This is a genomic window from Mobilicoccus sp. (assembly GCF_032060985.1).
Lineage (GTDB): Bacteria > Actinomycetota > Actinomycetes > Actinomycetales > Dermatophilaceae > Mobilicoccus.
This window is the reverse complement of record NZ_DAMBGD010000008.1, coordinates 131,010-154,036: the sequence shown is the minus strand read 5'-3', so window position 1 is coordinate 154,036 and position 23,027 is coordinate 131,010. Positions and strand designations below refer to the sequence as shown.

Genomic DNA, 23,027 nt, shown 5'->3' with positions numbered 1-23,027 from the left:
TACCCCTACACCGCGCACGCCGCCATGTTCAACCCACGCGCAGGTCCGAAGAGCCTCTTTGTCCCAGACCGCGTGCGGGTATCTGATCGGGGTCCACGCGGACTCCTGGATGCTGGTGATGGCCCGGTTGATCGAGGCATTCGCGCGCGCGGTGACGGAGAACCACGCGCCGTGCCGGAGCGCGGTTCCCACGAACGCCCACCCGTAGTAGGCCGAATCGGCCCGACACAACAGCTGCCCGGAGGCACCCGCAGCCTTCGCGGTCGTGATGGCTTGGGCCAGCATGCGGCCCGCGCCGGTCGCGCTGGCCACACTCCCGCGCCGCAGCCGCGCCCGGGCGATGACCGGCGCCGCGGCCGGGGTGGACAGGGTGGCCAGTTGCAGGTTCAACCCGCGCACCCGGCTGTAGCCGTAAGAGGCGCCCTGTTTGGCGTACCCGTGGACCTCCCGGATCGTGTCGTCCACATCCAGGAACACCATGCCCCGCGGCCCGCCACCGGCCAGCAGGGCCGGAACAGTGCGGGCCAATCCGGCCAGCAGAGCGGCTGCGGCGGCGTCGAGCTGCTGCACGTGCCCGTGCGTGAAAGACCGCAAGAACGTGCCCAACGTGGAGGGCGCCCGCACCCCTTTGAACAAGCGCGTCATGCCGCCGTGACGCAGCAAATCCAGGTCATCGATGCTGTCCGCGCCGGCCAACATCCCCGCCACCACGCATGTGGCTTTGGCCGCGGCGTTCGGTGAGGGCACCGACAGGCCTTCCAGATGCTCACTCCACCCGGCCTGTTCGGCCAACGCCAACGCGGGCACCAGACCCGCGCACGACACGAGATTCGCCTCATCGAAAACCGCGCGGGCACTGTGAGAGAGTTGCATCTACGAGGTGCCCCTTTCGGGTTGGTCAGATATTGGTGTGGTAATCACTATCTTCCCAGCTCAAGGGGCACTTCGTCTATCAAGACGCGCCGGAATACCCGCCCCAGGACGGTGGATCAGGGCTCAGCCGGTCGTACCGGCGAGGACGTGTCGTCCCAGGGCCTGCTGAGTGCGATTCACGATGCCGGCGCGGCATCGTGCTTCGGCTCGTTCAGCCGCGCTGCCAGGTCGGGGACGGGGGACCAGGTGTAGCGCCGGCCCACCTTCCCCTTGTGGAGCAGCCCCTTGTCGGACAGGTCCGACAGGTCTTTACGTGCGGTCTCGAGCGCGACGCGGTGGCTGGTTCTGTGGGACTCGACGCTGTACTGGGCGCCCGGGGTGCGGACCGCGTGTTCGAGGAGCTCGAGTTGTCGGTGATTCAAGGCCAATCCCGGGGCGGCCGTCGCGCGGCGGACGTCCTGGAGTTCTTCCGCTTTCCGGCCGAGATAGGCGTGGAGCTCCTCGATGGCTCGGATGATGACCTTGGTCTGGTGCAGGAAGAAATGGGTGAGGTCGCCGCCATCCTGCTCCGTGAGGAGGAAGGCTCGGGCATACTGCACAGGTGCCGCCTTCAGCACCGCCGAGATGGTGAGGAACTCGGTCAGCCAGAAGTCCTGGCGCAGCATCGACCAGTAGAAGACGGCACGAGCCGTGCGTCCGTTGCCATCGACGAAATAGTGGTCGTAGCCCATCATGAAGTGCGTGGCCGCGGCTCGCAGGACGGGCGGCATGTAGGTGGTGCCGCCATCGTCGTTCGCGAAACGGCACAGCCGTTCCAGCCGCTCCGGCAGCTGCGCCACGGGTGGCGGCGCGTGCAGGACGTCACCGGAGTCCGACACCACCCGAATACGGTCACCGTCATCGTCCTGGAGTCGCCCGGCCCGCTCGGGATCGCGCAGGGTGCCGTCGGTGACGATGCGATGGATCTCCCGCACCAGTTCCGGTGTGAGGCGTTCGTGTCGCAGCTCGCCGATGTGCTGCATGGCCCGGAAGTTGTTGAGGATCATGCGTTCGCCGGTGTCCCTCGGCTCACGACCGGAGCGGATCATCTCCTTGGCGACGACGCGGGTTGTCGCTGCGCCCTCGAGTTGAGAGGAGCGGATGGCCTCTTCGATGAGCGAGCTCACCAGGTAGCGGTCTCGGGTTGCCGGGTTGGTGACGGGTTCGGCCGTCGTGATGTAGCCGCTGGCATCGCGGTTGATCCGGTCGACGTCGCGCAGCAGAGGATCCGGGAGGGTAAAGCCGAACGGGTGACCCTCGACGTCGACGAGGAGGGGGAGCGGGCGCATCTGCGCGTCTCGTGCGCTGCGAACAGCCCACCACCACTCGGCGTGGTCCAAGCCGCTCGGGGGTGTCTTGAACCGCATCCTGTCCCATGGCAGGTAGTCACGCGTCCCCGCGGTCGCCCCAACGAGGCGTCGCACCTCCGCGGCCCGTGCGGCATGCTCTGGCCGTTCCAGATGGTCGACCTCCGGGGGCGGCATCGGGGGACGCATCGAGCTCACCCACTCTCGTCATTAAGGGCGTTGCTGTCCCAAAGTACCAGCGAACTACCATTTTCTACTGAACTGGTAGTTGGATGCCGGAGCACCCGGGCGAGCTGGTCCGCCCGCTCGACACCGCACCTCAGACCGGACGCGGGCTCTGAGACCGGACGCCTTGGGCTCCGGTGCGAACGCCACCCTCCGGTCTCAGGTCAGGCTGTGGATGGGCCGGCGCAGGACCCCACGGGCTGGGCGAGACTAAGGTCGGCGCAGACGACCCCGGCGTCCCGAGCAACGACCTCCTGGAGCACCGATGACCCGCACACATCTCGATGAGCTGGCCCGTCTCCTGGGCGGACAGGCCTCGACGCGATCCAGCGCGCAGCTTACGAGCCTGCACGAGCACCCGATGGTGACTGTCGCGGGGTTCGGTGAACTCCGGCTTCCGCTCACCGCCGCCCGCGCCAAGAAGCTCATCTCGTTCGGGCAGCCTGCGCCGTTCGGTAAGGGCGAGGACACCCTCGTCGACACGGCGGTCCGGCACACGTGGCACTTCCGCGACACCCCGGTCGAAGTCGACTGGCACGGCCTCCTCGACGATGTCCTGGAGGAGGCACGGAGTGCGCTCGGGCTGCCAGCGACCTGCCGGCTGAGGGCGGATTTCCACTCACTGCTGGTCTACGAGCGCGGTCAGTTCTTCGCCCCGCACCAGGACTCGGAGAAGGACGACGCGATGGTGGGTTCACTCGTCGTCGTCCTGCCCTGTCCGTTCTCCGGCGGGGAGCTCGTCGTCCATGGGCCGGACGGGATGCACACCTACCGCGGATCGCGCGACGAGACGACGATCGTCGCCTTCTACGCCGACGCCGTCCACGAGGTGCTCCCGGTTCGCACCGGGCACCGAGTCGTGCTGACTTACAACCTCCTGTTGGAGGGTGACACCTCGCTTCAAGAGGTCGAGCGCGACGCCGTCGCCGAGGCGGCGACGCTGCTCACCCGCCACTTCGAGACGCCCGAGGCCCCGCTGTACGGAGGAGAGCCGGCCACGCCCATCCGGCTCGCCTACCTGCTCGATCACAGCTACACGCCACGGGCCCTCGCTCAGGGGCTCGGCCGGCTCAAAGGTGTCGACGCCGAACGGGCCGCCGTCCTCACTGCTGCGGCGAAACGCGCGGGATGCGACGTGACGTTCGGCCTCGCCGACGTGCACGAGGTACGGGACGACGTCAGCGACGACGAGTACCTCATCGCCTCCGACGCCACCCTCACGCACTGGCTCACGCCCGAGGGCGACGTGGTCGAAGTCGGCCTCGGACTCGACGACGACATCACCGCCACCACCCCGTCGCGGTCGCTGCGCGCCTACGCCAGTGAGCACGAGGGGTTCATGGGCAACTACGGCAACACCGTCGACCGCTGGTATCACCGCGGCGCCCTCGTGATCTGGCCGACGCATCTCGCCTTCGCCAACCGCGCCGAGACTGCGCCCACACGCGAGCTGCGACACCTGCTGCTCCGCCTCGCCGACCGGGACGAGACGGGAGCGGCGCGGGACCTGCGCGGTCTGCTCCCGACGTGGCCGGCGATCGTCCGCAACGGTCGACCACGCCAGACCTTTCACCGCACCGCCGGCGCCCGAGACTCCGAAGCCGCCGACCTGTTCGACCTGGCCCTGGCTCTCGCCCGCTTCCTTGACGACGAGACACTCGTCGACACCCTCCTCGAGCCGTTCCTGCTCGACGATCTCCGTCCGGAGACGGCCACCAACCTCATCGGTGCCAGCGACGTCCGCGGCACGGCATGGGCGGCAGCACGGTTCGCCACCTGGTTCACGTCTGATACGCGGTGGGGTCACCACACGCTGAGTGAGTCCTGGGTCGAGGACCTCCCCGAGCTGTGCCACGCCCTCGCCGAGCGACCCGACCTGGCGCACCACGTCCTCGCCCCGGCCTGGGCATGGCTGCGCACCCGTATCGAGGCGTGCTTCGCCGCTGCCCCGACCTCCACCGTGCGTCACAAGGTCGCCGACCTGGGCGTCCTGCTGGCCGCGCTCCTCGGCGGGGTGGCCGAGGTCGACGACAAGGCCATCTGCGCGGAGGTCACCACGTGGTGTCAGAACGCCACCACGCCAGTGATCGCCGACCTCCTCCTGCCCGCACTCGAGATCGCCGAGTCGTGGGACGCGGTCCATGCCGCGCGCTCGGGGCTGCGTGACCTCACTCCCATCGCGACGGCCATCCTCACGGCGAGAATCGAGGCGCCCGTTCGCGAGCCGGATGACTGGTCGATCGCGCCCCCTGCCGACTGTGACTGCGACCTGTGCGACACGCTCGGCGGGTTTCTCACCGATTGCGGAGAGCGCGTGCTGGAGTGGCCGATGGCCAAGGACAAGCGGCAGCACATCCACCACGTCATCGACGGGGCTGAGCTTCCGGTCACGCACACGACGCGCCGCGTGGGCCGCCCGCACGTGCTCGTCCTCACCAAGACCGCCGAGGTGTTCGAGAGAGAAGACCGCGCCCGGGCGGAGGCTGCTCGTGCCCTGAACAGGTTCGGACGGACGCGGCGCTGACGGTCGGCCGGCTGAGCTCGGCGCGACCTCACTCGCGCCGGTCCCGAGGTCGGCGAGTGCGTGTCAGACGGCGTAGGAGGCGAGGTCGAGGGTCTGTCGGTGTCCGAGGTCATCGCGGTGGGCGGCGAGCCATTCGTCGGTGCGACGCCACCCGATGTCGTGCAGGGTGAGGATCAACGAGGTGCTGGCGTCGGTCTTGGTCGACGAGCCCAGGGCGGCGAGGTCGTCGCCGGCGTCGATGCGGTGGGCGCGCAGGTCGCGGATCCGCGCGAGGAAGGGGTGGATCGCGCACGCGTCCGCAGCGTCGGGGGCGACGATCTGGAGCAGGCCGAGCATGCGCAGCTCCTTGAGCAGTGACGAGTTGAACGTCACCTCGTTCATGCGGTCGAGGATGTCCCCTGCGGCGCGGGGCGACTCGGCGCGGCTGATGGGGTTGATCTGCACGATGAGGAGATCCCGTGCCCCGGAATGGTCGACGAGGGGCAGCAGCGAGGGGTTGCCCGCGTATCCACCGTCCCAGTACTCCTCCCCGTCGATCGCCACCGCCTGGAACAGGGTGGGCAGGCACGCCGACGCGAGGACGGCGTCCACGCTGAGTTCGGAGGTGTCGAACACGCGCAACCGGCCGCTGCGCACGGCCGTCGCCGACACGTACCCGTCGAGGTCGCGGCAGGCGCGGACCGCGTCGAAGTCGATCTCCAGCTCCAGGATGCGGCGCAGCGGGTGCACGTCCCACGGATTGCTCTCGTAGGGGGACACCGCCGACGTCACGGCCGCACCCCAGCTGCGCATCATGCGGTCGCTCGCCGACGCGAAGGGTCCGAGCCTCCGCCGCCGCCACTCGTCGACGAGTTGCGCCCAGACTCCAGCGGAGGGCCGGCCCACAACGCCTGGCTCGGGGACGACACCCACGTGCCGGCGCGACCGACCGCCCGCCACACCTGCGACAGACGCCGCTGTGCGCCAGGCTGCCCTCCCTCGGCGAGGCCACAGGCCAGAGCCGCGGCGTTGACCGCGCCGGCGTTCGTGCCGCTCACGGCGTGGAGTCGGATGTCGTCCTCGTCGAGGAGGCGGTCGAGGACACCCCACGTGAAGGCGCCGTGCGATCCACCACCCTGAAGGGCGACTCCGAGGTCGACAGGGGGCATCACCAGCTCCGATCATCGGGACGGACCTCACCCGATCGTAGGGATCCGGCACGGGCATGACCTCTCGGCACCCCGTGCTTCGCCGGGCAGACGGTCCGAGTCCGCCCCGTTCACCCGGCGGGTGGCGACGGTGCCGACGCCGCGCGGACGGCGGCAGCCAGGGACGGCCGGAGGGGCGTCGTCGAGGCGAACACCCCCGACGACCCCATCGAACAGATCGACTCCTTCTGGAAGAACACACTCCTCTCCCGCACATTCGGCCTGAATCGCCACCGAGGCCTCACGCGGCCGGCTGGTGATCGCGCCGAGCGCCGGAGGCCGACCAGGCCGCCCGTGCCACGACCATCGCCGCCGCGAGGACGGCCAGGCCGAACAGCATGCGGGCCGTCGGGGGGAGGAAGAACTGCGGGAGCAACAGCGCCATGAGCACCCCCAGCGGCCAGGCGGCCCGTCCGAGGACGGGGATGAGGACTCGCGCCACCGCGATCCCGCTGACCCCGAGGAGGACCAGCCCCAGGCCGAACATCGCCATCGCCACCGGCTGCTCGCGGATCGGGGTGACGAGCTCGAGGACGCCCGGATCGCCGGCGACGGCGCGTTGACCCACCGCGTGGAGGGCGAAGGTCTCCGCGCCGAAGTACGGCAGCACGATTACCACGCCGACCAGGCCCGTCGTGCGTCCGACGGCCGCCGCCGTCCGTCGACCCATCGGGCTCGCCCGGAGGGCCAGGCGCGCGAAGGACGCCAGCGCGAGCATCCCGAAGACGTGGGCGGCCACCCACCACGGCGAGGCGAATGCCGCCGCCGTCTCGGCGGGTGTCGCGCCGACGGTCTTGTCGCCGTAAGGACGAGTCAGCAGGTAGGCCGCCATGAAGACCCCCGCGCCGATCGCGGGCGCGACGAGACGGCGGGGATCGAGGTCGCGGTGGGAGACGAGGTGGTCGTGCATGCCGATCGGTCCTCTCGGGACGAAAAGGAGAGCAGTGCTCTCGCCGAGACCGTCACGGTAGCCTCCGCGCCCGGCCAAGGCAAGAGCACTGCTCTCGGTGTGGCTGCGGACGCCCATGCCCATCACGTCTTCGGTCTCACCCCTCGCCGCACCGGGTGGCCGAGCAGCATGTCGGCGGCGTCACGGATCACCCACGCGGCCGGACTCCGGGAAAGATGTCCTCAGCCGTTGTCGTATCGAGCCGGTGTCGTTCGTGGAACGGGTGAGGCGGCCACCAGGGCCGCCGTGGACGAGCCGGGTATCCGGCGAGGGAGGCACGAGATGACCGACTACCTCATCAGCTTCAACGACGAGTGGGTTCCCGCCCACACGGCCGCCGAGATCCGCGCCAAGGCGAGCGCGAGCATGGCCGTCGTCGAGGACATGAAACAGGCGGGGGTCTTCGTCTTCGGTAACGGCGGGATCGACGCCTCGAGCCTCGTGTGCAGCGTGACCGCGGACGGTGACCGCCCGGTGTTCACCGACGGACCCTACGTCGAGTCCAAGGAGCACCTCGGCGGCTTCTGCGTCATCTCGGTCGAGGACGACGAGGCCGCCCGCCACTGGGCCGGCCGGCTCGCCGTCGCGCTCGACTGGCCCCAGGAGGTCTGCCGCTTCCCGGCCCCTACGCCCGACCAGCGACCCGCCACCGAGCACGAGGAGATCTGAGATGCCCCGCTACCTGCTGTCCGTCTTCGGTCCTGCCGAACGCACCGACTTCGGCTCCTACCCGTCCAAGGAGGCGATGCTCGAGGCCTTCGCCGACACCGGCGCCTTCAACGACGCGCTCGAGCGGGGCGGCCACCTCGTGTTCGCCGACGGCCTCGAGCCGGCCATCGCGGCCACGACCGTCGACGGCCGGAGCGACACCCCCGTCTTCACCGACGGCCCCTACCTCGAGTCCAAGGAACATCTCGGCGGCTTCTGGGTGATCGACGCCGCGGACCTGGACGAGGCCCTCGCGCTCGCCGCCGAGGGATCTCGGGCCTGCCGCGGCCGGGTCGAGGTGCGTCCGTTCCAGACGGAGGAGTCGGTGCGGGCGATGCTCGACACATGAGCGGGACGCGGGTCGGCCGGGCCCTCGAGGTGGCGCATCGCGAGGAATGGGCCGCCCTGGTCGCCGCACTGGCCCGGCGGTTCGGCGACCTCGACGTCGCCGAGGACGCGGCGGCCGAGGCGTTCGCCGTCGCGGTGGAGACCTGGACCTGCGACGGTGTGCCTCCCAATCCCGGTGGGTGGTTGATGACGACGGCCACCCGCCGTGCCATCGATCGACTGCGGCGCGAGTCCAAGCGCGACGCCAAGCACGAGGCGGCCCAGATGCTCCACGACGACACCCCGTCGGCGGGGACGGGGGCGGTCGACGACGACCGCCTCCGGCTCGTGTTCACCTGCTGCCACCCCGCGCTGTCCATGGAGGCACGGGTGGCGCTCACCCTGCGGCTGGTCGGAGGCCTCACCGTCGCCGAGATCGCCCGGGCCTTCCTCGTGCCCGAGACGACGATGGCGCAGCGGATCACCCGCGCGAAGACCAAGATCAGGGTCGCGCACGTGCCCTACCGGGTGCCGACGGTCGCCGACATCGGGCCGCGCCTCGCCGCGGTGCTCGCCGTCGTCTTCCTCATCTTCAACGAGGGCTACCTCGCCGGCTCCGGGGGGGGAGGCGGTGCGGGCCGACCTGAGCGACGAGGCGATCCGGCTTGGGCGACTGCTCCGGACGCTCCTGCCTCACGACGACGAGGTGGCCGGACTGCTCGCCCTCATGCTCCTCACCGACGCGCGCCGCGCGGCCCGGGTCTCCCGCAGCGGAGAACTCGTCACGCTCGCGGAGCAGGACCGCGGTGCGTGGGACCGCGAGCTGGTCGCCGAGGGCGCAACTCTCGCCCTCGAGACCTGGGAAGGCCTCACCGCACGGGGTGCGGCGCCCGGCCGTTACCTGCTGCTCGCGGCGATCAACGCCCTCCACACCGACGCGCCGTCGACGCGCGACGCCGACTGGCGTCAGGTCGTCGCGGTGTACGACCGGCTGCTCGTCCTCGACCCCTCGCCGATCGTCCGGCTCAACCGGGCCGTCGCCCTCGCCGAGTGCGACGGCCCGGCCCCCGCCCTGGCCGAGGTGGAACGGCTCGCGGAGCCGCTCGCTGCCTACCACGCCTTCCACGCGACCCGGGCCGACCTGCTCCGCCGGGTGGGGCGCAGCGACGACGCGCGGGCGGCCTACGACCGGGCCATCGCGCTCACCGACAACCCCGCCGAACGGGCCTACCTCACCCGTCGCCGCGATGAGTTGGCCTAGCCGCCTCAGGCGACCCGGTCGGGGGCCTCGCCTCGTGGTGACCTGCGGTTCAACCGCCACCGTTCCTTTCGCCTCCGCCGCGGGCAGCGGCAGGGAAACTCCGTTGCGCGATCATGAGCGGTCGGGATCATGGGCAGGGTGAGTCCTCCCGAGGCGCCGGCGGCCGACGTCGTCCCCCAACCCGACGACATCACTCGGCTCCTGCGCGAGCAGGCGCCCCGGCTGGCCGATCTCCCGGTCCGCGCGATCCCGGCCTCCGGAAGCAGCAACTGGGTCTTCCGTCTCGGGGAGAGGTGGGCGGTGCGGTTGCCGCGGACGGACGCCCACGTCTCCGATCTGCTGAACGAGGTCCGATGGCTGCCCCGCCTTGCGGCAAGCCTGCCGGCTCCGGTGCCGAGGGTCGTCGCCGTCGGGGAACCCTCGGAGGTGTGTCCGCGCCCGTGGATCGTCGTGTCGTGGTTGTCCGGGGATCGAGCCGCCCGTCTCGATGCACCTGCTCAGAGTCGGTTCGCGCGCACTCTCGGGGAGTTCCTGTGCGCTCTGCACGAGGTCGACACCGGTGGTGTCCCGGCGGGTGCGGCGCATGGGGGATACCGGTGTGGTGAGCCGGTCACCGACACGATCGACGAATGGGCCGACCGGGCCGCGACGGAGCTCGCAGACCTCTTCGACGAGGCCGCCGTCCGGGAGGCGTGGCGACGACTGCGTGACGTCGCACCCGCGACGGGGCCGGCGTGTCTCGTCCACACCGACGTGTCGTCGGAGAACGTCCTGGTCGGTCGCGACGGGCGCCTCACGGGGGTGATCGACGTCGGCGGCATGGGGGTCGGGGACCGCTCCGTCGACCTCCTCTACGCCTGGAGCATGCTCGACGACCGGGGCCGCCACGAGCTCCGCCTCGCCGCGGACGTCGACGAGGCCACGTGGATCCGTGCTCGTGCCTGGGCCTTCGTCGGGCCGGGGCTGCTGACCCTCGCGGACCATCGCGACACCATGCCGGCGAGGACCGAGCGCCTGACGAGGATGGTGGAGGCCGTCGCGGCCGACGTCGGCGTCAGGCTGTGAGGTCGACATCGCTCGTCGATCGATCGACGCCTCGAGTCACGAACGGGTCCGTCCCGTCCTCATGGCCGGCGACGCCATCCCGGCGGAGGTGCTGCGGCGGCCCACCCCAGCGCAGGCGGATTCCCTGACCAGAGACCAGATGAGCGACGGGGCGAACTGAGGCCGCTGACCGAGGTCGCCCTCGACCTGGAGGAATCGACGCACACCCTGCTGTGGTGCCTCGTACTCAGGCGGGTGCCCGGCGACCGTCCGATCATGAGGTCATGAGTCATGTCATCGCCGTCGTCGTTCGTGCCCTGGTCACCGGTGCGATCGCGTGGGTCGTCGGGTGGTCGTTGACGCTCTTCGATTCCGGGGAGGTGGTCGGCGCCAACATCGGCGCCGGACTGGTCGCCTTCGCCGCGGTCGCGGTGGTCAGCCTCGTGTGGTCGTGCCTGGATGCGAGGCACGGTTGGGGTGTCGGCCGCGTCGTGCTCACGTGGCTGGTCGTCGGCCTGGCGTTGGGGCTGGTCGGCGCCTTTCAGGCGCAGGGGTCCGTGGGGCCGTTCGACCCGCACGTCCTCCGGTCAGATCTCGTCGGGCTGTCGGTGTTCGGGGTGGGCCTCACCACCGTTCCCGCGCTCGTCGGTGCCGTCGTCGGCCGATCGTTCCGGCGCCCGTAGCTCCTCGACGCGCCTGGCACGGGCCGCGGCGCGGGGTGCCGCGGCACGAGGGAAGACGACGACACGACGCGATGAGAAACGAGGAGACCGCCGCTCCGTCCTCGGCACGGGCGGCGGTCTCTCCTCACACTCCAGGTGGGTGGCGGTCGATCAGCGCTCGATGTCACCGTCGATGAAGGCCTCGAGCTGGGCGCGACCGAGGTCGTCGGGGCGCTGCTCCGGCGGGGACTTCATGAGGTAGGCCGACGCCGACAGCAGCGGGCCGCCGATGCCGCGGTCGAGGGCGATCTTGGCGGCGCGGACCGCGTCGATGATGATGCCCGCCGAGTTGGGGGAGTCCCACACTTCGAGCTTGTACTCCAGGCTGATCGGCACGTCACCGAACGCGCGTCCCTCGAGGCGGACGTAGGCCCACTTGCGGTCGTCGAGCCACTCCACGTAGTCGCTCGGACCGATGTGGACGTTGCGGTCCGCGGTCTTGCCCGCGAGCTTGCCGTTGAGGTTCGACGTGACGGCCTGGGTCTTGCTCACCTTCTTGGACTCGAGGCGCTCACGCTCGAGCATGTTCTTGAAGTCCATGTTGCCGCCGACGTTGAGCTGGTAGGTGCGGTCGAGTGTGACGCCACGGTCTTCGAACAGCTTGGCGAGGACGCGGTGGGTGATCGTCGCGCCGACCTGCGACTTGATGTCGTCACCGACGATCGGCACTCCAGCCTTGGTGAACTTCTCCGCCCACTCCGGGTCGCTCGCGATGAACACCGGAAGCGCGTTGACGAACGCGACCCCGGCGTCGAGGGCGCACTGTGCGTAGAACTTGTCGGCCTCCTCCGATCCCACGGGCAGGTACGACACCAGCACGTCGACCTTCGCCGCCTTGAGCGCACCGACGACGTCCACGGGCTCGGCCGAGGACTCCTCGATGGTCTCGGAGTAGTAGCGACCGAGACCGTCGAGCGTCGGCCCGCGCTGCACCACGACGTTCAGCGGATGGACGTCGGTGATCTTGATCGTGTTGTTCTCGCTGCTGACGATCGCCTCGGCGAGGTCGAAACCGACCTTCTTGCCGTCGACGTCGAATGCGGCGACGAACTCGACGTCGCGGACGTGATAGCCGCCGAACTGCACGTGCATGAGGCCGGGCACGGTCTCGGCCGGGTCGGCGTCCCGGTAGTACTGGACCCCTTGGACAAGGGCGGAAGCGCAGTTGCCGACGCCCGCGATGGCGACGCGGATGGAACCCATCTCGTGGGACTCCCTCTCTCGGGTCGCGGCGACACGGCGTGCCCGCCGCGACGGATACGGATGTCGTCGCATCTTATGAGCGCGCTCAGACTCTGCTGTCGCGCCCTCCGGTAGACGGGATCCAGGAGCACGGACGTCCGATCCGGCGACCCGGTGGAGCCAGGCCGGGCGGTGTGCGGGCCGCTGGTCGCGCCGCTGCGCAGCCAGGGTCGCAGGCAGGGATGCGGTGGTCTGGCTGTCATGGCCACCACCTCGTCGCATCCTCACCTGCGATCATGAGAGAGGTCGGGACTGTGGTGTCCCGGTGTCTCGCGACGACCCCCGCGCGGCTCGACGCGGTCAGAGAGCCCGGGCCTCGCCCGCGACGACGCGCCGCTCACGCAGGAGCGGGAGGATCCGGGCCACGCCGATCTCGGCGAAGTGCGGGCTCTCGCGGTGGGCCGTGAAGTCGGCCTCGGTGCGGTAGGCCTCGACAATGACGAAGTGCCCCTCGTCCTCGAGACTGCGGGCGACGTCGTAGGCGACGTTGCCCTCCTCCGTGCGGGTGGCCCGCGCGAGCTCCACCAGCGCCTCGGCCACGGCGGGGGCGTCGTCCGGTTCGGTCAGGTAGTGCGCGGTGACGCAGTACATCGTCACGTCTCCTTCTCGGTCGGGTTCGTCCGGTCGATGCCCTCACCGCGACGGCCCGATCTCGAGGACTCGCCCGCGCTCGTCGGTCACGACCTGACGCGGCCGGCGATCGTCGATGATCTCGCCGCCGAGGAGCGCCGAGGCCGGACCCGTCCCGCCGTCGCGAGGGGGACTCGGACGAGAGGCAGATCAATCGCCGGCACCGACGTCGTGGCAGGCGGGGGCGCGGCGAAGACGGCCCCGCGGCGAAGACGGCCCCGCGGAACGGTCGCTGCGGTGAACGGCCTGGTGAAGCCTACTCCGCCGGCACCGAGCCGCGATCGCCACTGCCGCCGACGGCCGGGGCGCAGCGCGAACGGCGCCTCGGCCGGGGCTGTCGAGGTCCGGTGTGCCGATGCCAGGGTCCGGTCCGGAGAGCCGGTGATCCGCCCACGGCCCACCGGTCGATAGGTTCGACGCATGACGAGCGCGGTGCACCACATCGAGCTGTGGACCTCCGACGTGGAGGCGGCGCAGGGGTCGTTCGACTGGTTGCTCACGTCAATCGGGTGGGTCGCGGTGCCCGATCCCGACTGGCCGGCCGGACGCATCTGGCAACACGCCGGCGGCGTCTACCTCGTCCTCGAGCAGTCGCCGGACGTGACCGGCCCGCACGATCGGCTGCGCGCCGGGCTCAACCATCTCGCGCTCCGCGTCGCCGATCGCAGGCAGCTCGACGACCTCCGCGTGCAGTGCGTCCACCACGGCTGGTCCGAGTTGTTCGCGGAGCGCTACCCCCACGCCGGCGGGCCTCGGCACACCGCCTTGTTCCTCCACAACGCGGAGGGCTTCGAGGTCGAGCTGGTGGTCGACGGGGGTGCGTCTCTCGACGGTGACGGGGAGCCCGCCGGCCGGGCCGATTCGACGGGGTGATCGGGTGGCCGCGAGCGCGTGGGATCAGCACGGCCCTCCCCGTGGGCGCGACCCGGGGTCCCCAAGATCGCACGTGAGGATGCGCTGAGGTGGCTGCCATGGCGACCGCCTCCCCGCATCCTCACCTGCGACCTCGGGCCGTGCCGGAGGCGGCAGCTCGTGTCGGGCGTCGGTCCTTGCGCGTCGACCGACCGGCGCCTCCCCCGGGAGCGGGTCAGAACGTGGCGTGCGGGGCGCCCACCGCGGGGGCGTCGACCACGTCCCGGCGCGGAGCCGGATGTGCCGGCATGAGCGCGACCGCGAGCGTCGCGAGCACGGCCACCCCGGCGAAGACGTAGAACCCCCACGGGTAGGCGAGGCCCCGGGTGGCGAGCATCCCCGTGATCGCGGGTCCGACGATCGCGCCGAGCCGACCGACCCCCGACGCCAGGCCGAGTGCGGTGCCGCGGACCTCGGGCTCGACGAGGTGCGCGACGAGGGCGTACACGAGACCCTGGGCGCTGAAGACGAACAGGCCCGTGACGAACACGACGGCGTGCAGCACCACGGCGTCGTCCATCCGGACGCTGAGCAGCGCGAGGAACGCGGCGGAGGCGGCGAACCACGCGATCGTCGACGCCCTGATCCCGCGGCGGTCGGCGACGACGCCGCCGAGGGCGAGTCCGGCGATCGCGCCCGCGTTCATGATGAGCAACAGGCTGAGGGCCTTCGTCAGTGAGTAGCCGGCCGAACGCATGATCTGCGGCAGCCACGTGTTGAGGCCGTACACGAGCAACAGGCCCATGAACGAGGCGAGCCACGAGCACAGCAGCGTCCGACGGTGCGAGCGGAGCAGGTCGAGCATCTGCGGCCGGGGCGTCGTGCCCGCCGCCGTCACCGAAGGCGAGGCCGATTCCGACGACATCGCCGATGTCGTCGATGCGCTGTCCGGCGTCGATGCGCTGCCCGGCGTCGATGCGCTGCTCGACCCTGACGCCTCGCGTGACCCCGGCGCGCCGAACGATGCGGTCGCGGTCGGGTGCATGGCTCCGGCCTCACCATGGCGAGCGAGGGGAGAGGTCTCGGGGATGCACGTCCACACGAACGGCAGGAGGACCAGCCCGGCGACGCCGCCGAGGATGAAGACGAGGTGCCAGTGCGGGATGACGAGCAGGGCGAAGAGCGACATCGCGACGGCGCCGACGTGGTAGCCCGTCATCGTCGAGGTCGTCGCCGTCGCCTTGCGGTCGGCGCGGGAGGACTCCGTCATGATCGTGATCGCCGTCGGCATGCACGACCCCAGCCCGAGGCCGGCGACCAGTCGAGTCGCGGCGAGGAGGGGGACGGTCGGCGCGAACGGCACGAGGATCGTGAACACGGAGAAGATCGCGACCGACAGCGTGAGGCCCACGCGGCGTCCGAAACGGTCGATGAGCGGACCACCCGCGCCGGCGCCGATGCCCACACCGACGAGCGACAGCGTCGCGACGAGCGTGAGGTCGTCGCCGTTCATGCCGAGGTGGTGGGTCTCCGTGAGCGTGGGGATGACCGCGCCAAACGCGACCAGGTCGAACCCCTCGAGCGCGACGGTCAGCCAGCACACGAGCGAGACGAGCCCGGCCGACCGTGTCCCGGCCCGCGCGCTTCCTCGCCGAATGTCGTTCGTTGTCATGGTGGTTCCCCCATTCCGACACCGGGGTCGGCCCCTGGGGCGACATGTCGCTCGACCGGCCCGCGTTCCCCCGCGTACCCCCCGCAGCCCGGCCCCTCGCCCCGAACGAGCCGACGCCGTCACCACCGTAACCCCATCCGGACGGGTGTCCAGGAGGCATGTCGACATCCCGTCGCCGAACGAACGGGGCTCGGTGGGTGGTGACGGCACCTCGTCCGGGCTGCGTGCCACAGCCCGGACGACTGGCTCAGGGGCCGGTGACGACCGGCGCCGCCTGGGGCAGCTCCTGCTTCGTCGGGACGGAGTCGGGATCGACGGGCCGCAGGCCCCGGCGGGTGACCTGCTCGACGGGGATGACCGCCGAGGCGTGGGTGAACGCCCTCACGGCGGAGCGCAGCGGCGCCTCGGGCTCGACGCGTTCGTAGGACGCGCCCTGCTCGGGGCGTGCGTCCCTCCCTCCGGCGACGGGCCAGAGTGACATCGCCCGTTCGGCCTGCGCGGTGATCGTCAGCGCCGGGTTGACGCCGAGGTTGGCCGACACCGCGGTGCCGTCGACGACGTGCAGGCTCGGGTAGCCCCACACACGGTGGTAGGGGTCGATGACGCCTTCGTCGGGGGAGGCGCCGATGACGGCACCGCCGAGGAAGTGGGCCGTCATGGGGATGTCGAAGATCTCGGTCGTCGAGCCGCCGGCCATCGTCGCGCGCCCCGTGAGGCGCCGCAGCGTGCGCGCCACCGCACGCATGGCCGCATGCCCTTCGGGCAGGTAGGTCGGGTTGGGTTCACCGTGCCCCTGTGAACTCGTCAGGCGCCACCGCCCGAATCGGCGCCGGCTCGAGACCGTGAGGGAGTTGTCGCGGTTCTGCATGACGAGCCCGACGATCGTGCGTTCGCTCCACCGGTAGGTCACGGCGCTCGAGATCGCCGCGACCGGGTGCTTGACGGCCTCGATGACGGCCCGCAGGGGGCGGGGCAGTCGACCGCCGCCCGGCACGGCGATCGCGGTGAGGACGCCCATCGCGTTGGATCCGGGTCCGTAGCGGCAGTTCTCGACGTGGGTGTCGTGGGTGGGGTGGAAGCTGCTCGTGATCGCGACGCCGCGCGCGAGCTCCCCGTCGTTCGGGACGGAGGCGATGGTCGCGGCCCCGAGCAGCGCCTCGGAGTTCGTGCGGGTGAGCATGCCGAGCGCCTCGGAGAGTCGCGGCAACTCACCTTCGGCCTTCATCGTGTGCAGCAGCGTCTGCGTCCCCCAGGTTCCGGCGGCGAGGACGACGTGACGCGCCGTGACGATCTGCGCGTCGTCGGCCACCCACGCACCGGTGCGTTCGTGACGCACCCGCCACACGGGATCGTCCTCCGTTCCCGGGACGAGGCCGACGCGGGTCACCGTGCGGTCGGCCACGATGCGCGCTCCGAGGCCCTCGGCGAGCGCGAGATAGTTCTTGACCAGCGTGTTCTTGGCCCCGACGCGACACCCGACCATGCAGTTGCCGCACTCGGTGCACCCCGTGCGAGCCGGCCCGGCCCCGCCGAAGTAGGGATCGTCGACCGTGACGCCGGGGTCACCGAAGAACACACCGACGGGCGTCTTGCGGTAGGTGGCGGCGACGCCGAGTTCCTCCGCGGTCTCCCGCATGACCCGCTCGGCGAGGCCCGCGCAGGGATTGGTGACGACGCCGAGCATCGTGGAGGCGAGGTCGTAGTGGGGCGCGAGCTCGTCGGCCCAGTCGGTGATGTGCGCCCACTGCGGATCGCGGAAGAACGGTGGCGGCGGGACGTAGAGGGTCTGGGCGTAGTTGAGCGACCCACCACCGACGCCCGCCCCGGCGAGGATGAGGACGTCGGGCAGGGCGTGGATGCGTTGGATCCCACGACAACCGATCCGGGGTGCCCAGAAGTAGTTGCGGACGTCCCAACTCGTCGCGGGCAGCTCCGCGTCGGCGAACCGGCGGCCGCTCTCGAGGACGAGGACCCGGTACCCCTTCTCGGCGAGGCGCAGCGCGGTGACGGAACCGCCGAAACCGGAACCCACGACGACGACGTCGTACAGAGGGTCGGCGACCGGGCGGGACGGGGTGGACGTGGCAGACGTGGAGGGGGACGTCATCACGGAACCTCGATCATCGAGGATGCTCGACGCTGAGCATCGGGGAGGGGGGATGGGGCTCCGCCACGCCCCGAGCTCGGAGGCTCGGGGCGTGGGGTGAGGCGGGGTCGTCGCGGCGCGTCGGCCGCGCGCGGGTTCAGGGCGCGGGATCAGGGCTTGACGAGGATGCGGATCGGGTTGCCCTCGCGTTTCTCGAGCATCTCGATCCCGCGATGGATCTCCGAGAGCGGGAGGACGGCGCTGATCGACTCCGAGAGGTCGAGCCGACCGTAGGTGATGAGCTCGGCGAGCATCGCGATGTCCTGCACCTTGTACCCCAGGTGCCCGAGAACGTGCTTGCGGCGCAGCGTGAAGTCGAGGAACGACCCGATCTCGACCTGCTGAGAACTGATGCCGACGGTGACGAGCTTGCCGTTGACGTCGAGGAACTGCGCCGCCTGCCTGGTGGTGGAGGTGATGCCGACGGCGTCGAACGCGACGTCGATCATGCGGCCCCCGGTGGCCTCGGTGATGTGCGCGCCGAGGTCGGGGTCGTCGGCGCGGAAGGCGTAGTCGGCGCCGAGTCGGACGGCGCGTTCGAGGGCGGCGTCGTCGAGGTCGACGGCGATGATCGGCACGGCGCCGGACAGCTTGGCGAGCTGCACGACGTGGGTGCCCACACCGCCCAGTCCCCACACGCCCACGGCGTTGCCGAGGTGCACCTGCGCCGTGCGCACGACCGCGGCGAAGGGCGTGGACACGGCGTCGGCGAGGATCGCCGCCTGGTCCATGGGAAGCCCGTCGGGGACCCGGGTGAGTCCCGTCGCCCCGACGACGACGTACTCGGCCCATCCGCCGTCGAACGCGAACGCCATGAGCTGCAGGGCGAGACAGTCGGCGAAGTTGCCGCGCTGACAGTTGCGGCAGCGTCGACAGGGGCGCCCTGCGGACGGGATGACGGCGTCGCCGACCTCCCAGCCGTGGACCCCGGGGCCGACCTCGTCGATGTACCCGCTGATCTCGTGACCCTGGGTGACGACGGGCAGCTGGGCGGGGAAGTTGCCGTCGATGAGGGAGAGGTCGGAGTGGCAGATGCCGCAGTACTCCACCTTGATGCGCACCTCGCCGTGCCCGGGGTGCGGCACGGGGACCTGTTCGAGCTTCACCTCCCGCGTGTCGGCGTAGAAGCGTTCGGCGAGCATCGTCTCGCTCATGGGTCCTCCTTGGACGGGGTCGGTTACTCCCTGGTATACGCGGCACCCCCGGCCGTGTCGAGAGGTCGTGGACCCCCGGCCACGAGGGCGGCGCCGGGGGCCTCACACGAGGTGCCCGGGATCATGCGCCGGTAGCGTGAGGGGGTGCTCACGTTGATCTCCCCGGCGAAGACCCTCGACCTGGATTCCCCCCTGCCGACGCGTACCCACACGACGCCGCGGATGCTCGACCACGCCGAACGACTCGTCGAGGTGATGCGCGGCAAGAGCCCTGAGGACCTGTCCGACCTCATGGGGATCTCCGAGGGTCTCGCTGAGCTCAACGTCGAGCGGTTCGCCGCGTTCACCACACCGTTCACGCCGAAGAACGCCCGACCTGCGCTCTACACCTTCGACGGCGACGTCTACCGGGGAATCGACGCCCGCGAGCGCTTCGACACCCGCGACCTCACCGAGGCGCAGAAGACCCTGCGGATCCTGTCCGGCCTCTACGGGCTGCTGCGCCCCCTCGACCTCATGCAGCCCTACCGCCTCGAGATGGGGACGCGCCTTCTCACCGACCGGGGCTCTTCGCTGACCGCGTGGTGGGGGTCGGCGATCACCGAGGCCGTCTCCGCCGACCTCGCCGCCTCTCCCGGGCCCGACGTCCTCGTCGACCTCGCCTCGGAGGAGTACGTCTCGGCGGTCGACCTCGACGCCCTCCGCGCCGACGGGGTCCGGGTCGTCGCCCCCCGGTTCGAGGACCAGGGGCCCAAGGGTGACTGGAAGGTCATCTCGTTCTCGGCCAAGCGCGCTCGCGGCCTCATGGCCGGGTGGATCGTGCAGCGGCGCGTTCGCTCGGTGCGGGCACTGCAGCGGTTCGACGAGGGCGGCTACCGCTTCGTCCCGGAGCTCTCGAGCCCCGACGTCCCCGTGTTCCGCCGCCCCCGCGCCTGAGCGCGCTCAACCCCCCTCACCCACCCGCTGGATGACGCCGGCGATGACGTCATCGTGGGCGCGGGTGCCGTGCGGGTGGGACGGTCGCGCGTGGGTCCTCGGTCGACGGCTGCGCGCATGAGCCCCCTCGGCGAGGGGTAACGAGAGGCCGTGAGTGAGATCCCCGGACCCCGCGACGCGCACGGCCGCCCCCAGGACCACGTCCCCGGTCGCGACGGCGTCCGCGGCGGCGACGCCTGGGGCCCTGGGCACCTCGGGCCCGACGGTGGGTTCGGTGGACCGACGGGCCCCGGATGGGAGGGCGGCGCCCCGCGCCGCGGCGGGTTCTCGCCCCTCCCGTTCCCGCGCTACTCGACCACGACCCGCAACGGCACCGTCGTGGTCGGCGGATGCTGCCTGCCGATCCCGCTCGGGTGCCTCACCCTCGCCGTCTCGGCCGCCGGATACGCGACGTACCGGGCCCTGCGCACCGGCTGACCGGCGCCGCAGGGGCCACCGGCGTCCGGGCGCGGTGACTCCGGTCGGCGGGACTCAGCCTGCGGCAGGCAGGTAGGCCTCGACGCGCTGCGCGGCGAGCTTGCCGGAGACGAGGACCATGGGCACCCCGACTCCCGGCACCGTGCCCGATCCCGCGAAGAACAGCCCCGGGCGGCGGCGTTCGACGTTTTTCGGGCGGAACGGTCCGGTCTGGGAGAACGTGTGCGCGAGTGCGAACGGAGTGCCGCCGGCCATGCCCTGACGCGCCCAGTCCGTGGGATCGACGAGGTGTTCGGTGACGATGTCGGTGGGGTAGCCCGCCTCGGCGAGGAAGCGTTCGAGGTCCTCGCGGATGCGGGGCCGTTCGGTCTCCCAGTCGAGACGCCCGGCGGCGAGGTTGGGGACCGGTTCGAGGACGTAGAGGCTCGAACAGCCCTCCGGCGCCGCGCTGTCGTCGTCGAGCGAGGGCACGGTGACGAGGCGGGAGGGGTCGCTCATCCGCACGCCGCGCTCGAGGAGATCCTCGAACGCGTCCGCCCAGGCATGGCCGAAGTGGATGTTGTGGTGCGCGACGTCGGTGGGCACCCCGCGCACGCCGACGTGCCAGACGACGGCCGAGGGCGAGTACCGCGGTGACCGGATCACGCGCGGGGGCGCGAGGTCGGGCAGGAGTCGGTCGTAGGCCGTCGGGGTGTCGACCGTGCAGATCACAGCGTCGGCGCCGAGACGCTCGCCGCCCGCCACGGCGACCCCGGCGACGGCCCCGTCGCGGCGGGTGAGGATCCGGTCGACCCTCGTGCCGTACCGGAACCCGACGCCGGCGGCCTCGGCCGCCCGCGCCATCGCCTCGGGCACCTCCCGCATCCCCCCGCGGGGGAAGTACACGCCCTCGATGCTGTCCATGTACGTGATGACCGCGTAGATCGCGAGCGCCTGCTCCGGCGCGAGGCCCGCGTACATCGCCTGGAACGAGAAGATGCGGTGCAGCCGCGGGTCGTCGAACCGCCTGGCGATCGCGGGGCCGAGCCGCCCGAACCCACCGAGCCGCACGAGGGTGGCCGCCGCGGCCGGGGCACGGAGCAGGTCGAGGGGGGAGTCGTAGTTGGCGTCGATGAAGTGCGGCATCTCGACCTCGTACAGCTTGCGCAACCACACGACGAAGTCGTCGAACGCCGCGGCGTCCTTGGGACCGCACTCACGGGCGATCTCCTCCCGCATCGCCTCGTGGCCGTGGCGGATGCGGATCGTCGATCCGTCGGCGAACCGCGCCCGGTAGGCCGGGTCGAGCAGCTGCAGGTCGAGCGCGTCGTGCACACCGGACCCGACCGCGGTCAACGCCTCGTCGACGAGGTTGACCATCGTCAGCACCGTCGGGCCCGTGTCGAAGGTGAATCCGTCCTGCTCGAGCCGGATCCCGCGGCCGCCGGGGCCCTCGGCGGCCTCGACGACGGTGACGTCGTGACCGAGACCCCGGACCTGGCAGGCGGCGGAGAGTCCGGCCAGGCCGGCTCCGATGACGATGACGTGGGACACGAGGCTCCTCGAGCGTGCGGGTGGGTCGGTGGTCGGCGGGTCGGGCTGGGAGTCGGGCGTCGGGGTCTCGCGGCCCCGTCAGAGGTGACGGCGGGCGACCGCGTGGGCGAGTCCGGTGAGTGCGGAACGCACCCGGGGGTGGGTGTGGTCGCCGAGCGCGGCGAGGGCCTCCTCCGTGTGCCGGTCGAGTTCCTCCTCGGCGATCCGGCGCACCCCGGCGGTGTCCATCGCGGCGACGAGGGCACGGACGTCGGCCTCGTCGGGGGTGCGGTCACCGGCGAGCGTCGCCGACACGAGCCCGTCGAGGAGCTGCTCGGCGATCCCGAGGACGATCGTCGGTTTGCGTTGGGCGATGTCGTCGCCGACGGGCTTTCCGGTGACCCGGGGTTCGCCCCACACGCCGAGGATGTCGTCGGAGAGCGCGAAGGCCTCGCCGACGTGGGCGCCGTACCGGCTCAGCCACCCCGGGCACGGCTCGTCGGGGGACGCGAGGATCGCCCCGAGTTCGAGTGGTCGGGTGATCGTGTAGGCCGCCGACTTGCGCTCGGCGACGCGGCGGGTGCTCGCGGCGTCGAACCGGCCCTCCTCGGCGAACACGACGTCGAGCCGCTGACCGTGGACGAGTTCGACGACGAGCGCGTCCCACGCCGCGAGCACGGGGGCGGGCAGCCCGCGCACCTGTTGCTGCGCGAGGGCGAAGGACAGGTCGCCGGCGAGCACGGCGACGCTCTCGCCGAACCGCCGGGCCCGTCCACCGCCTTCCGGGGTGGCGGCGGCGGCCGCGTCGAGACCGACGCGGCGGGCGACGTCGACGTGCGCCGTGGGCCGCCCGCGGCGGGTCGCGGCCTCGTCCATCACGTCGTCCTGGAGGAGCCCGAAGACGTGGAGGAGTTCGACGGCTGCGGCGAGGTGGGCGAGATCGCGGTGGGTGGCCTCGTCGACGTGGTCGAGGTCGCCGCTCCACCCCTCGCTCGTCACCCGGGCGAGGAAGCCGAGTTGCACGACCCGGGGCCGGATGAACTTGCCGCCGGCGCGGACGAGGTCACCGATGATCCGTTCGAGGCGTGTCGCGGCCTCGAGCGAGGAGGCAGGCAGTCCGGCCGTCGCCTCCCGCTGTGCGGCGGCACTGCGGGCGAGGGCGGCGTCGATCGTCTCGAGCACGGCGGGGACGAACCCCTCGACGAGACGATCGACGTGCTCGGCCGTCATCCAGGAAGCG

The 23,027-nt window shown here is 71.2% G+C and carries 20 protein-coding genes and 1 pseudogene; 9 read left to right on the top strand and 12 right to left on the bottom strand.

Going from position 1 to position 23,027, the window contains the following annotated elements; translation table 11 throughout:
• A partial coding sequence (locus tag RT054_RS08560) for a transposase (protein WP_313023080.1) occupies window positions 1-873 on the bottom strand: 873 nt, incomplete at its 3' end.
• Window positions 874-1,049: 176 nt separating this feature from the next.
• Window positions 1,050-2,279 (bottom strand): Fic family protein, encoded by a 1,230-nt coding sequence (locus tag RT054_RS08555; RefSeq protein ID WP_312718214.1) that lies wholly within the window; start codon window positions 2,277-2,279, stop codon window positions 1,050-1,052.
• Window positions 2,280-2,709: 430 nt separating this feature from the next.
• On the opposite strand from RT054_RS08555, the gene RT054_RS08550 reads away from it, so the two are divergent.
• On the top strand, window positions 2,710-4,968 hold the full coding sequence (locus RT054_RS08550; RefSeq protein WP_313023079.1) for a 2OG-Fe(II) oxygenase: 2,259 nt from the start codon (window positions 2,710-2,712) through the stop codon (window positions 4,966-4,968).
• Between the two features lie 63 nt (window positions 4,969-5,031).
• Here the strand turns inward: RT054_RS08550 and RT054_RS08545 are convergent, their stop codons facing one another.
• From RT054_RS08545 to RT054_RS08535, 3 genes are all read right to left on the bottom strand, one after another.
• The gene (locus RT054_RS08545) at window positions 5,032-5,763 is read right to left on the bottom strand and encodes a patatin-like phospholipase family protein (protein ID WP_312718217.1); all 732 of its coding nucleotides are present in this window, start codon (window positions 5,761-5,763) and stop codon (window positions 5,032-5,034) included.
• Window positions 5,760-6,116 carry a patatin-like phospholipase family protein gene (locus RT054_RS08540; protein ID WP_312718218.1) on the bottom strand — a complete coding sequence of 119 codons (357 nt, stop codon included), beginning with the start codon at window positions 6,114-6,116 and terminating at the stop codon, window positions 5,760-5,762. The genes RT054_RS08545 and RT054_RS08540 overlap by 4 nt, the downstream gene beginning before the upstream one ends.
• A gap of 280 nt (window positions 6,117-6,396) precedes the next feature.
• Complete coding sequence (locus RT054_RS08535; RefSeq protein WP_313023078.1) at window positions 6,397-7,065, bottom strand: hypothetical protein; 669 nt, start codon at window positions 7,063-7,065, stop codon at window positions 6,397-6,399.
• Window positions 7,066-7,386: 321 nt separating this feature from the next.
• Here RT054_RS08535 and RT054_RS08530 point away from each other — a divergent pair, with 321 nt between their 5' ends.
• From RT054_RS08530 to RT054_RS08505, 5 genes and pseudogenes are all read left to right on the top strand, one after another.
• Complete coding sequence (locus tag RT054_RS08530; protein ID WP_313023077.1) at window positions 7,387-7,773, top strand: YciI family protein; 387 nt, start codon at window positions 7,387-7,389, stop codon at window positions 7,771-7,773.
• Window position 7,774: 1 nt separating this feature from the next.
• The gene (locus RT054_RS08525; protein WP_313023075.1) at window positions 7,775-8,161 is read left to right on the top strand and encodes a YciI family protein; all 387 of its coding nucleotides are present in this window, start codon (window positions 7,775-7,777) and stop codon (window positions 8,159-8,161) included.
• Window positions 8,158-9,400, top strand: a pseudogene (locus tag RT054_RS16505) (RNA polymerase sigma factor). Before RT054_RS08525 ends, RT054_RS16505 begins: the two are co-directional and overlap by 4 nt.
• Window positions 9,401-9,529: 129 nt before the next feature.
• A complete protein-coding gene (locus tag RT054_RS08510; RefSeq protein WP_396837248.1) occupies window positions 9,530-10,465 on the top strand; it encodes an aminoglycoside phosphotransferase family protein in 936 nt (311 codons plus the stop codon).
• A gap of 263 nt (window positions 10,466-10,728) precedes the next feature.
• Window positions 10,729-11,127, top strand: a complete 399-nt coding sequence (locus RT054_RS08505) for a hypothetical protein (protein WP_312718225.1) — start codon at window positions 10,729-10,731, stop codon at window positions 11,125-11,127.
• A gap of 150 nt (window positions 11,128-11,277) precedes the next feature.
• Here RT054_RS08505 and RT054_RS08500 read toward each other — a convergent pair whose 3' ends face one another.
• Window positions 11,278-12,369: an inositol-3-phosphate synthase gene (locus tag RT054_RS08500; protein WP_313023072.1), complete on the bottom strand. Its 1,092-nt coding sequence runs from the start codon at window positions 12,367-12,369 to the stop codon at window positions 11,278-11,280.
• 339 nt (window positions 12,370-12,708) lie between these two features.
• Window positions 12,709-12,999 carry a putative quinol monooxygenase gene (locus RT054_RS08495; protein ID WP_312718331.1) on the bottom strand — a complete coding sequence of 97 codons (291 nt, stop codon included), beginning with the start codon at window positions 12,997-12,999 and terminating at the stop codon, window positions 12,709-12,711.
• A gap of 459 nt (window positions 13,000-13,458) precedes the next feature.
• Here RT054_RS08495 and RT054_RS08490 point away from each other — a divergent pair, with 459 nt between their 5' ends.
• Window positions 13,459-13,911 carry a VOC family protein gene (locus tag RT054_RS08490; RefSeq protein WP_312718227.1) on the top strand — a complete coding sequence of 151 codons (453 nt, stop codon included), beginning with the start codon at window positions 13,459-13,461 and terminating at the stop codon, window positions 13,909-13,911.
• Between the two features lie 214 nt (window positions 13,912-14,125).
• Here the strand turns inward: RT054_RS08490 and RT054_RS08485 are convergent, their stop codons facing one another.
• The 3 genes from RT054_RS08485 to RT054_RS08475 all read right to left on the bottom strand — a co-directional run bounded on the left by RT054_RS08485 (window position 14,126) and on the right by RT054_RS08475 (window position 18,862).
• Window positions 14,126-15,562, bottom strand: a complete 1,437-nt coding sequence (locus RT054_RS08485) for an aromatic acid/H+ symport family MFS transporter (protein WP_313023070.1) — start codon at window positions 15,560-15,562, stop codon at window positions 14,126-14,128.
• Window positions 15,563-15,809: 247 nt separating this feature from the next.
• Complete coding sequence (locus RT054_RS08480) at window positions 15,810-17,669, bottom strand: GMC family oxidoreductase (RefSeq protein ID WP_313023069.1); 1,860 nt, start codon at window positions 17,667-17,669, stop codon at window positions 15,810-15,812.
• Window positions 17,670-17,818: 149 nt separating this feature from the next.
• On the bottom strand, window positions 17,819-18,862 hold the full coding sequence (locus tag RT054_RS08475; protein ID WP_312718230.1) for a zinc-binding dehydrogenase: 1,044 nt from the start codon (window positions 18,860-18,862) through the stop codon (window positions 17,819-17,821).
• Window positions 18,863-19,006: 144 nt separating this feature from the next.
• On the opposite strand from RT054_RS08475, the gene yaaA reads away from it, so the two are divergent.
• Window positions 19,007-19,798: a peroxide stress protein YaaA gene (gene yaaA / locus RT054_RS08470; RefSeq protein WP_313023066.1), complete on the top strand. Its 792-nt coding sequence runs from the start codon at window positions 19,007-19,009 to the stop codon at window positions 19,796-19,798.
• A gap of 150 nt (window positions 19,799-19,948) precedes the next feature.
• The gene (locus RT054_RS08465) at window positions 19,949-20,275 is read left to right on the top strand and encodes a hypothetical protein (protein WP_312718234.1); all 327 of its coding nucleotides are present in this window, start codon (window positions 19,949-19,951) and stop codon (window positions 20,273-20,275) included.
• Between the two features lie 54 nt (window positions 20,276-20,329).
• Here RT054_RS08465 and crtI read toward each other — a convergent pair whose 3' ends face one another.
• Window positions 20,330-21,808: a phytoene desaturase family protein gene (gene crtI, locus RT054_RS08460; RefSeq protein ID WP_313023065.1), complete on the bottom strand. Its 1,479-nt coding sequence runs from the start codon at window positions 21,806-21,808 to the stop codon at window positions 20,330-20,332.
• Between the two features lie 78 nt (window positions 21,809-21,886).
• Window positions 21,887-23,017, bottom strand: coding sequence for a polyprenyl synthetase family protein (locus RT054_RS08455; RefSeq protein WP_312718236.1), 1,131 nt, complete (start codon window positions 23,015-23,017; stop codon window positions 21,887-21,889).
• Between the last annotated feature and the right edge of the window lie 10 nt (window positions 23,018-23,027).

Bases quoted from the DNA above. Each gene is read 5' to 3' on its own strand.
- RT054_RS08475 (WP_312718230.1), bottom strand. From the start codon at position 18,862: ATGAGCGAGACGATGCTCGCCGAACGCTTCTACGCCGACACGCGGGAG.
- RT054_RS08535 (WP_313023078.1), bottom strand. From the start codon at position 7,065: ATGCACGACCACCTCGTCTCCCACCGCGACCTCGATCCCCGCCGTCTC.
- RT054_RS08555 (WP_312718214.1), bottom strand. From the start codon at position 2,279: ATGCGGTTCAAGACACCCCCGAGCGGCTTGGACCACGCCGAGTGGTGG.
- RT054_RS08500 (WP_313023072.1), bottom strand. From the start codon at position 12,369: ATGGGTTCCATCCGCGTCGCCATCGCGGGCGTCGGCAACTGCGCTTCC.
- RT054_RS08550 (WP_313023079.1), top strand. From the start codon at position 2,710: ATGACCCGCACACATCTCGATGAGCTGGCCCGTCTCCTGGGCGGACAG.
- RT054_RS08540 (WP_312718218.1), bottom strand. From the start codon at position 6,116: ATGCCCCCTGTCGACCTCGGAGTCGCCCTTCAGGGTGGTGGATCGCAC.
- RT054_RS08490 (WP_312718227.1), top strand. From the start codon at position 13,459: ATGACGAGCGCGGTGCACCACATCGAGCTGTGGACCTCCGACGTGGAG.
- RT054_RS08545 (WP_312718217.1), bottom strand. From the start codon at position 5,763: ATGATGCGCAGCTGGGGTGCGGCCGTGACGTCGGCGGTGTCCCCCTAC.
- RT054_RS08455 (WP_312718236.1), bottom strand. From the start codon at position 23,017: ATGACGGCCGAGCACGTCGATCGTCTCGTCGAGGGGTTCGTCCCCGCC.
- RT054_RS08480 (WP_313023069.1), bottom strand. From the start codon at position 17,669: ATGACGTCCCCCTCCACGTCTGCCACGTCCACCCCGTCCCGCCCGGTC.
- RT054_RS08525 (WP_313023075.1), top strand. From the start codon at position 7,775: ATGCCCCGCTACCTGCTGTCCGTCTTCGGTCCTGCCGAACGCACCGAC.
- RT054_RS08510 (WP_396837248.1), top strand. From the start codon at position 9,530: ATGGGCAGGGTGAGTCCTCCCGAGGCGCCGGCGGCCGACGTCGTCCCC.
- RT054_RS08505 (WP_312718225.1), top strand. From the start codon at position 10,729: ATGAGTCATGTCATCGCCGTCGTCGTTCGTGCCCTGGTCACCGGTGCG.
- RT054_RS08485 (WP_313023070.1), bottom strand. From the start codon at position 15,562: ATGACAACGAACGACATTCGGCGAGGAAGCGCGCGGGCCGGGACACGG.
- RT054_RS08495 (WP_312718331.1), bottom strand. From the start codon at position 12,999: ATGTACTGCGTCACCGCGCACTACCTGACCGAACCGGACGACGCCCCC.
- RT054_RS08530 (WP_313023077.1), top strand. From the start codon at position 7,387: ATGACCGACTACCTCATCAGCTTCAACGACGAGTGGGTTCCCGCCCAC.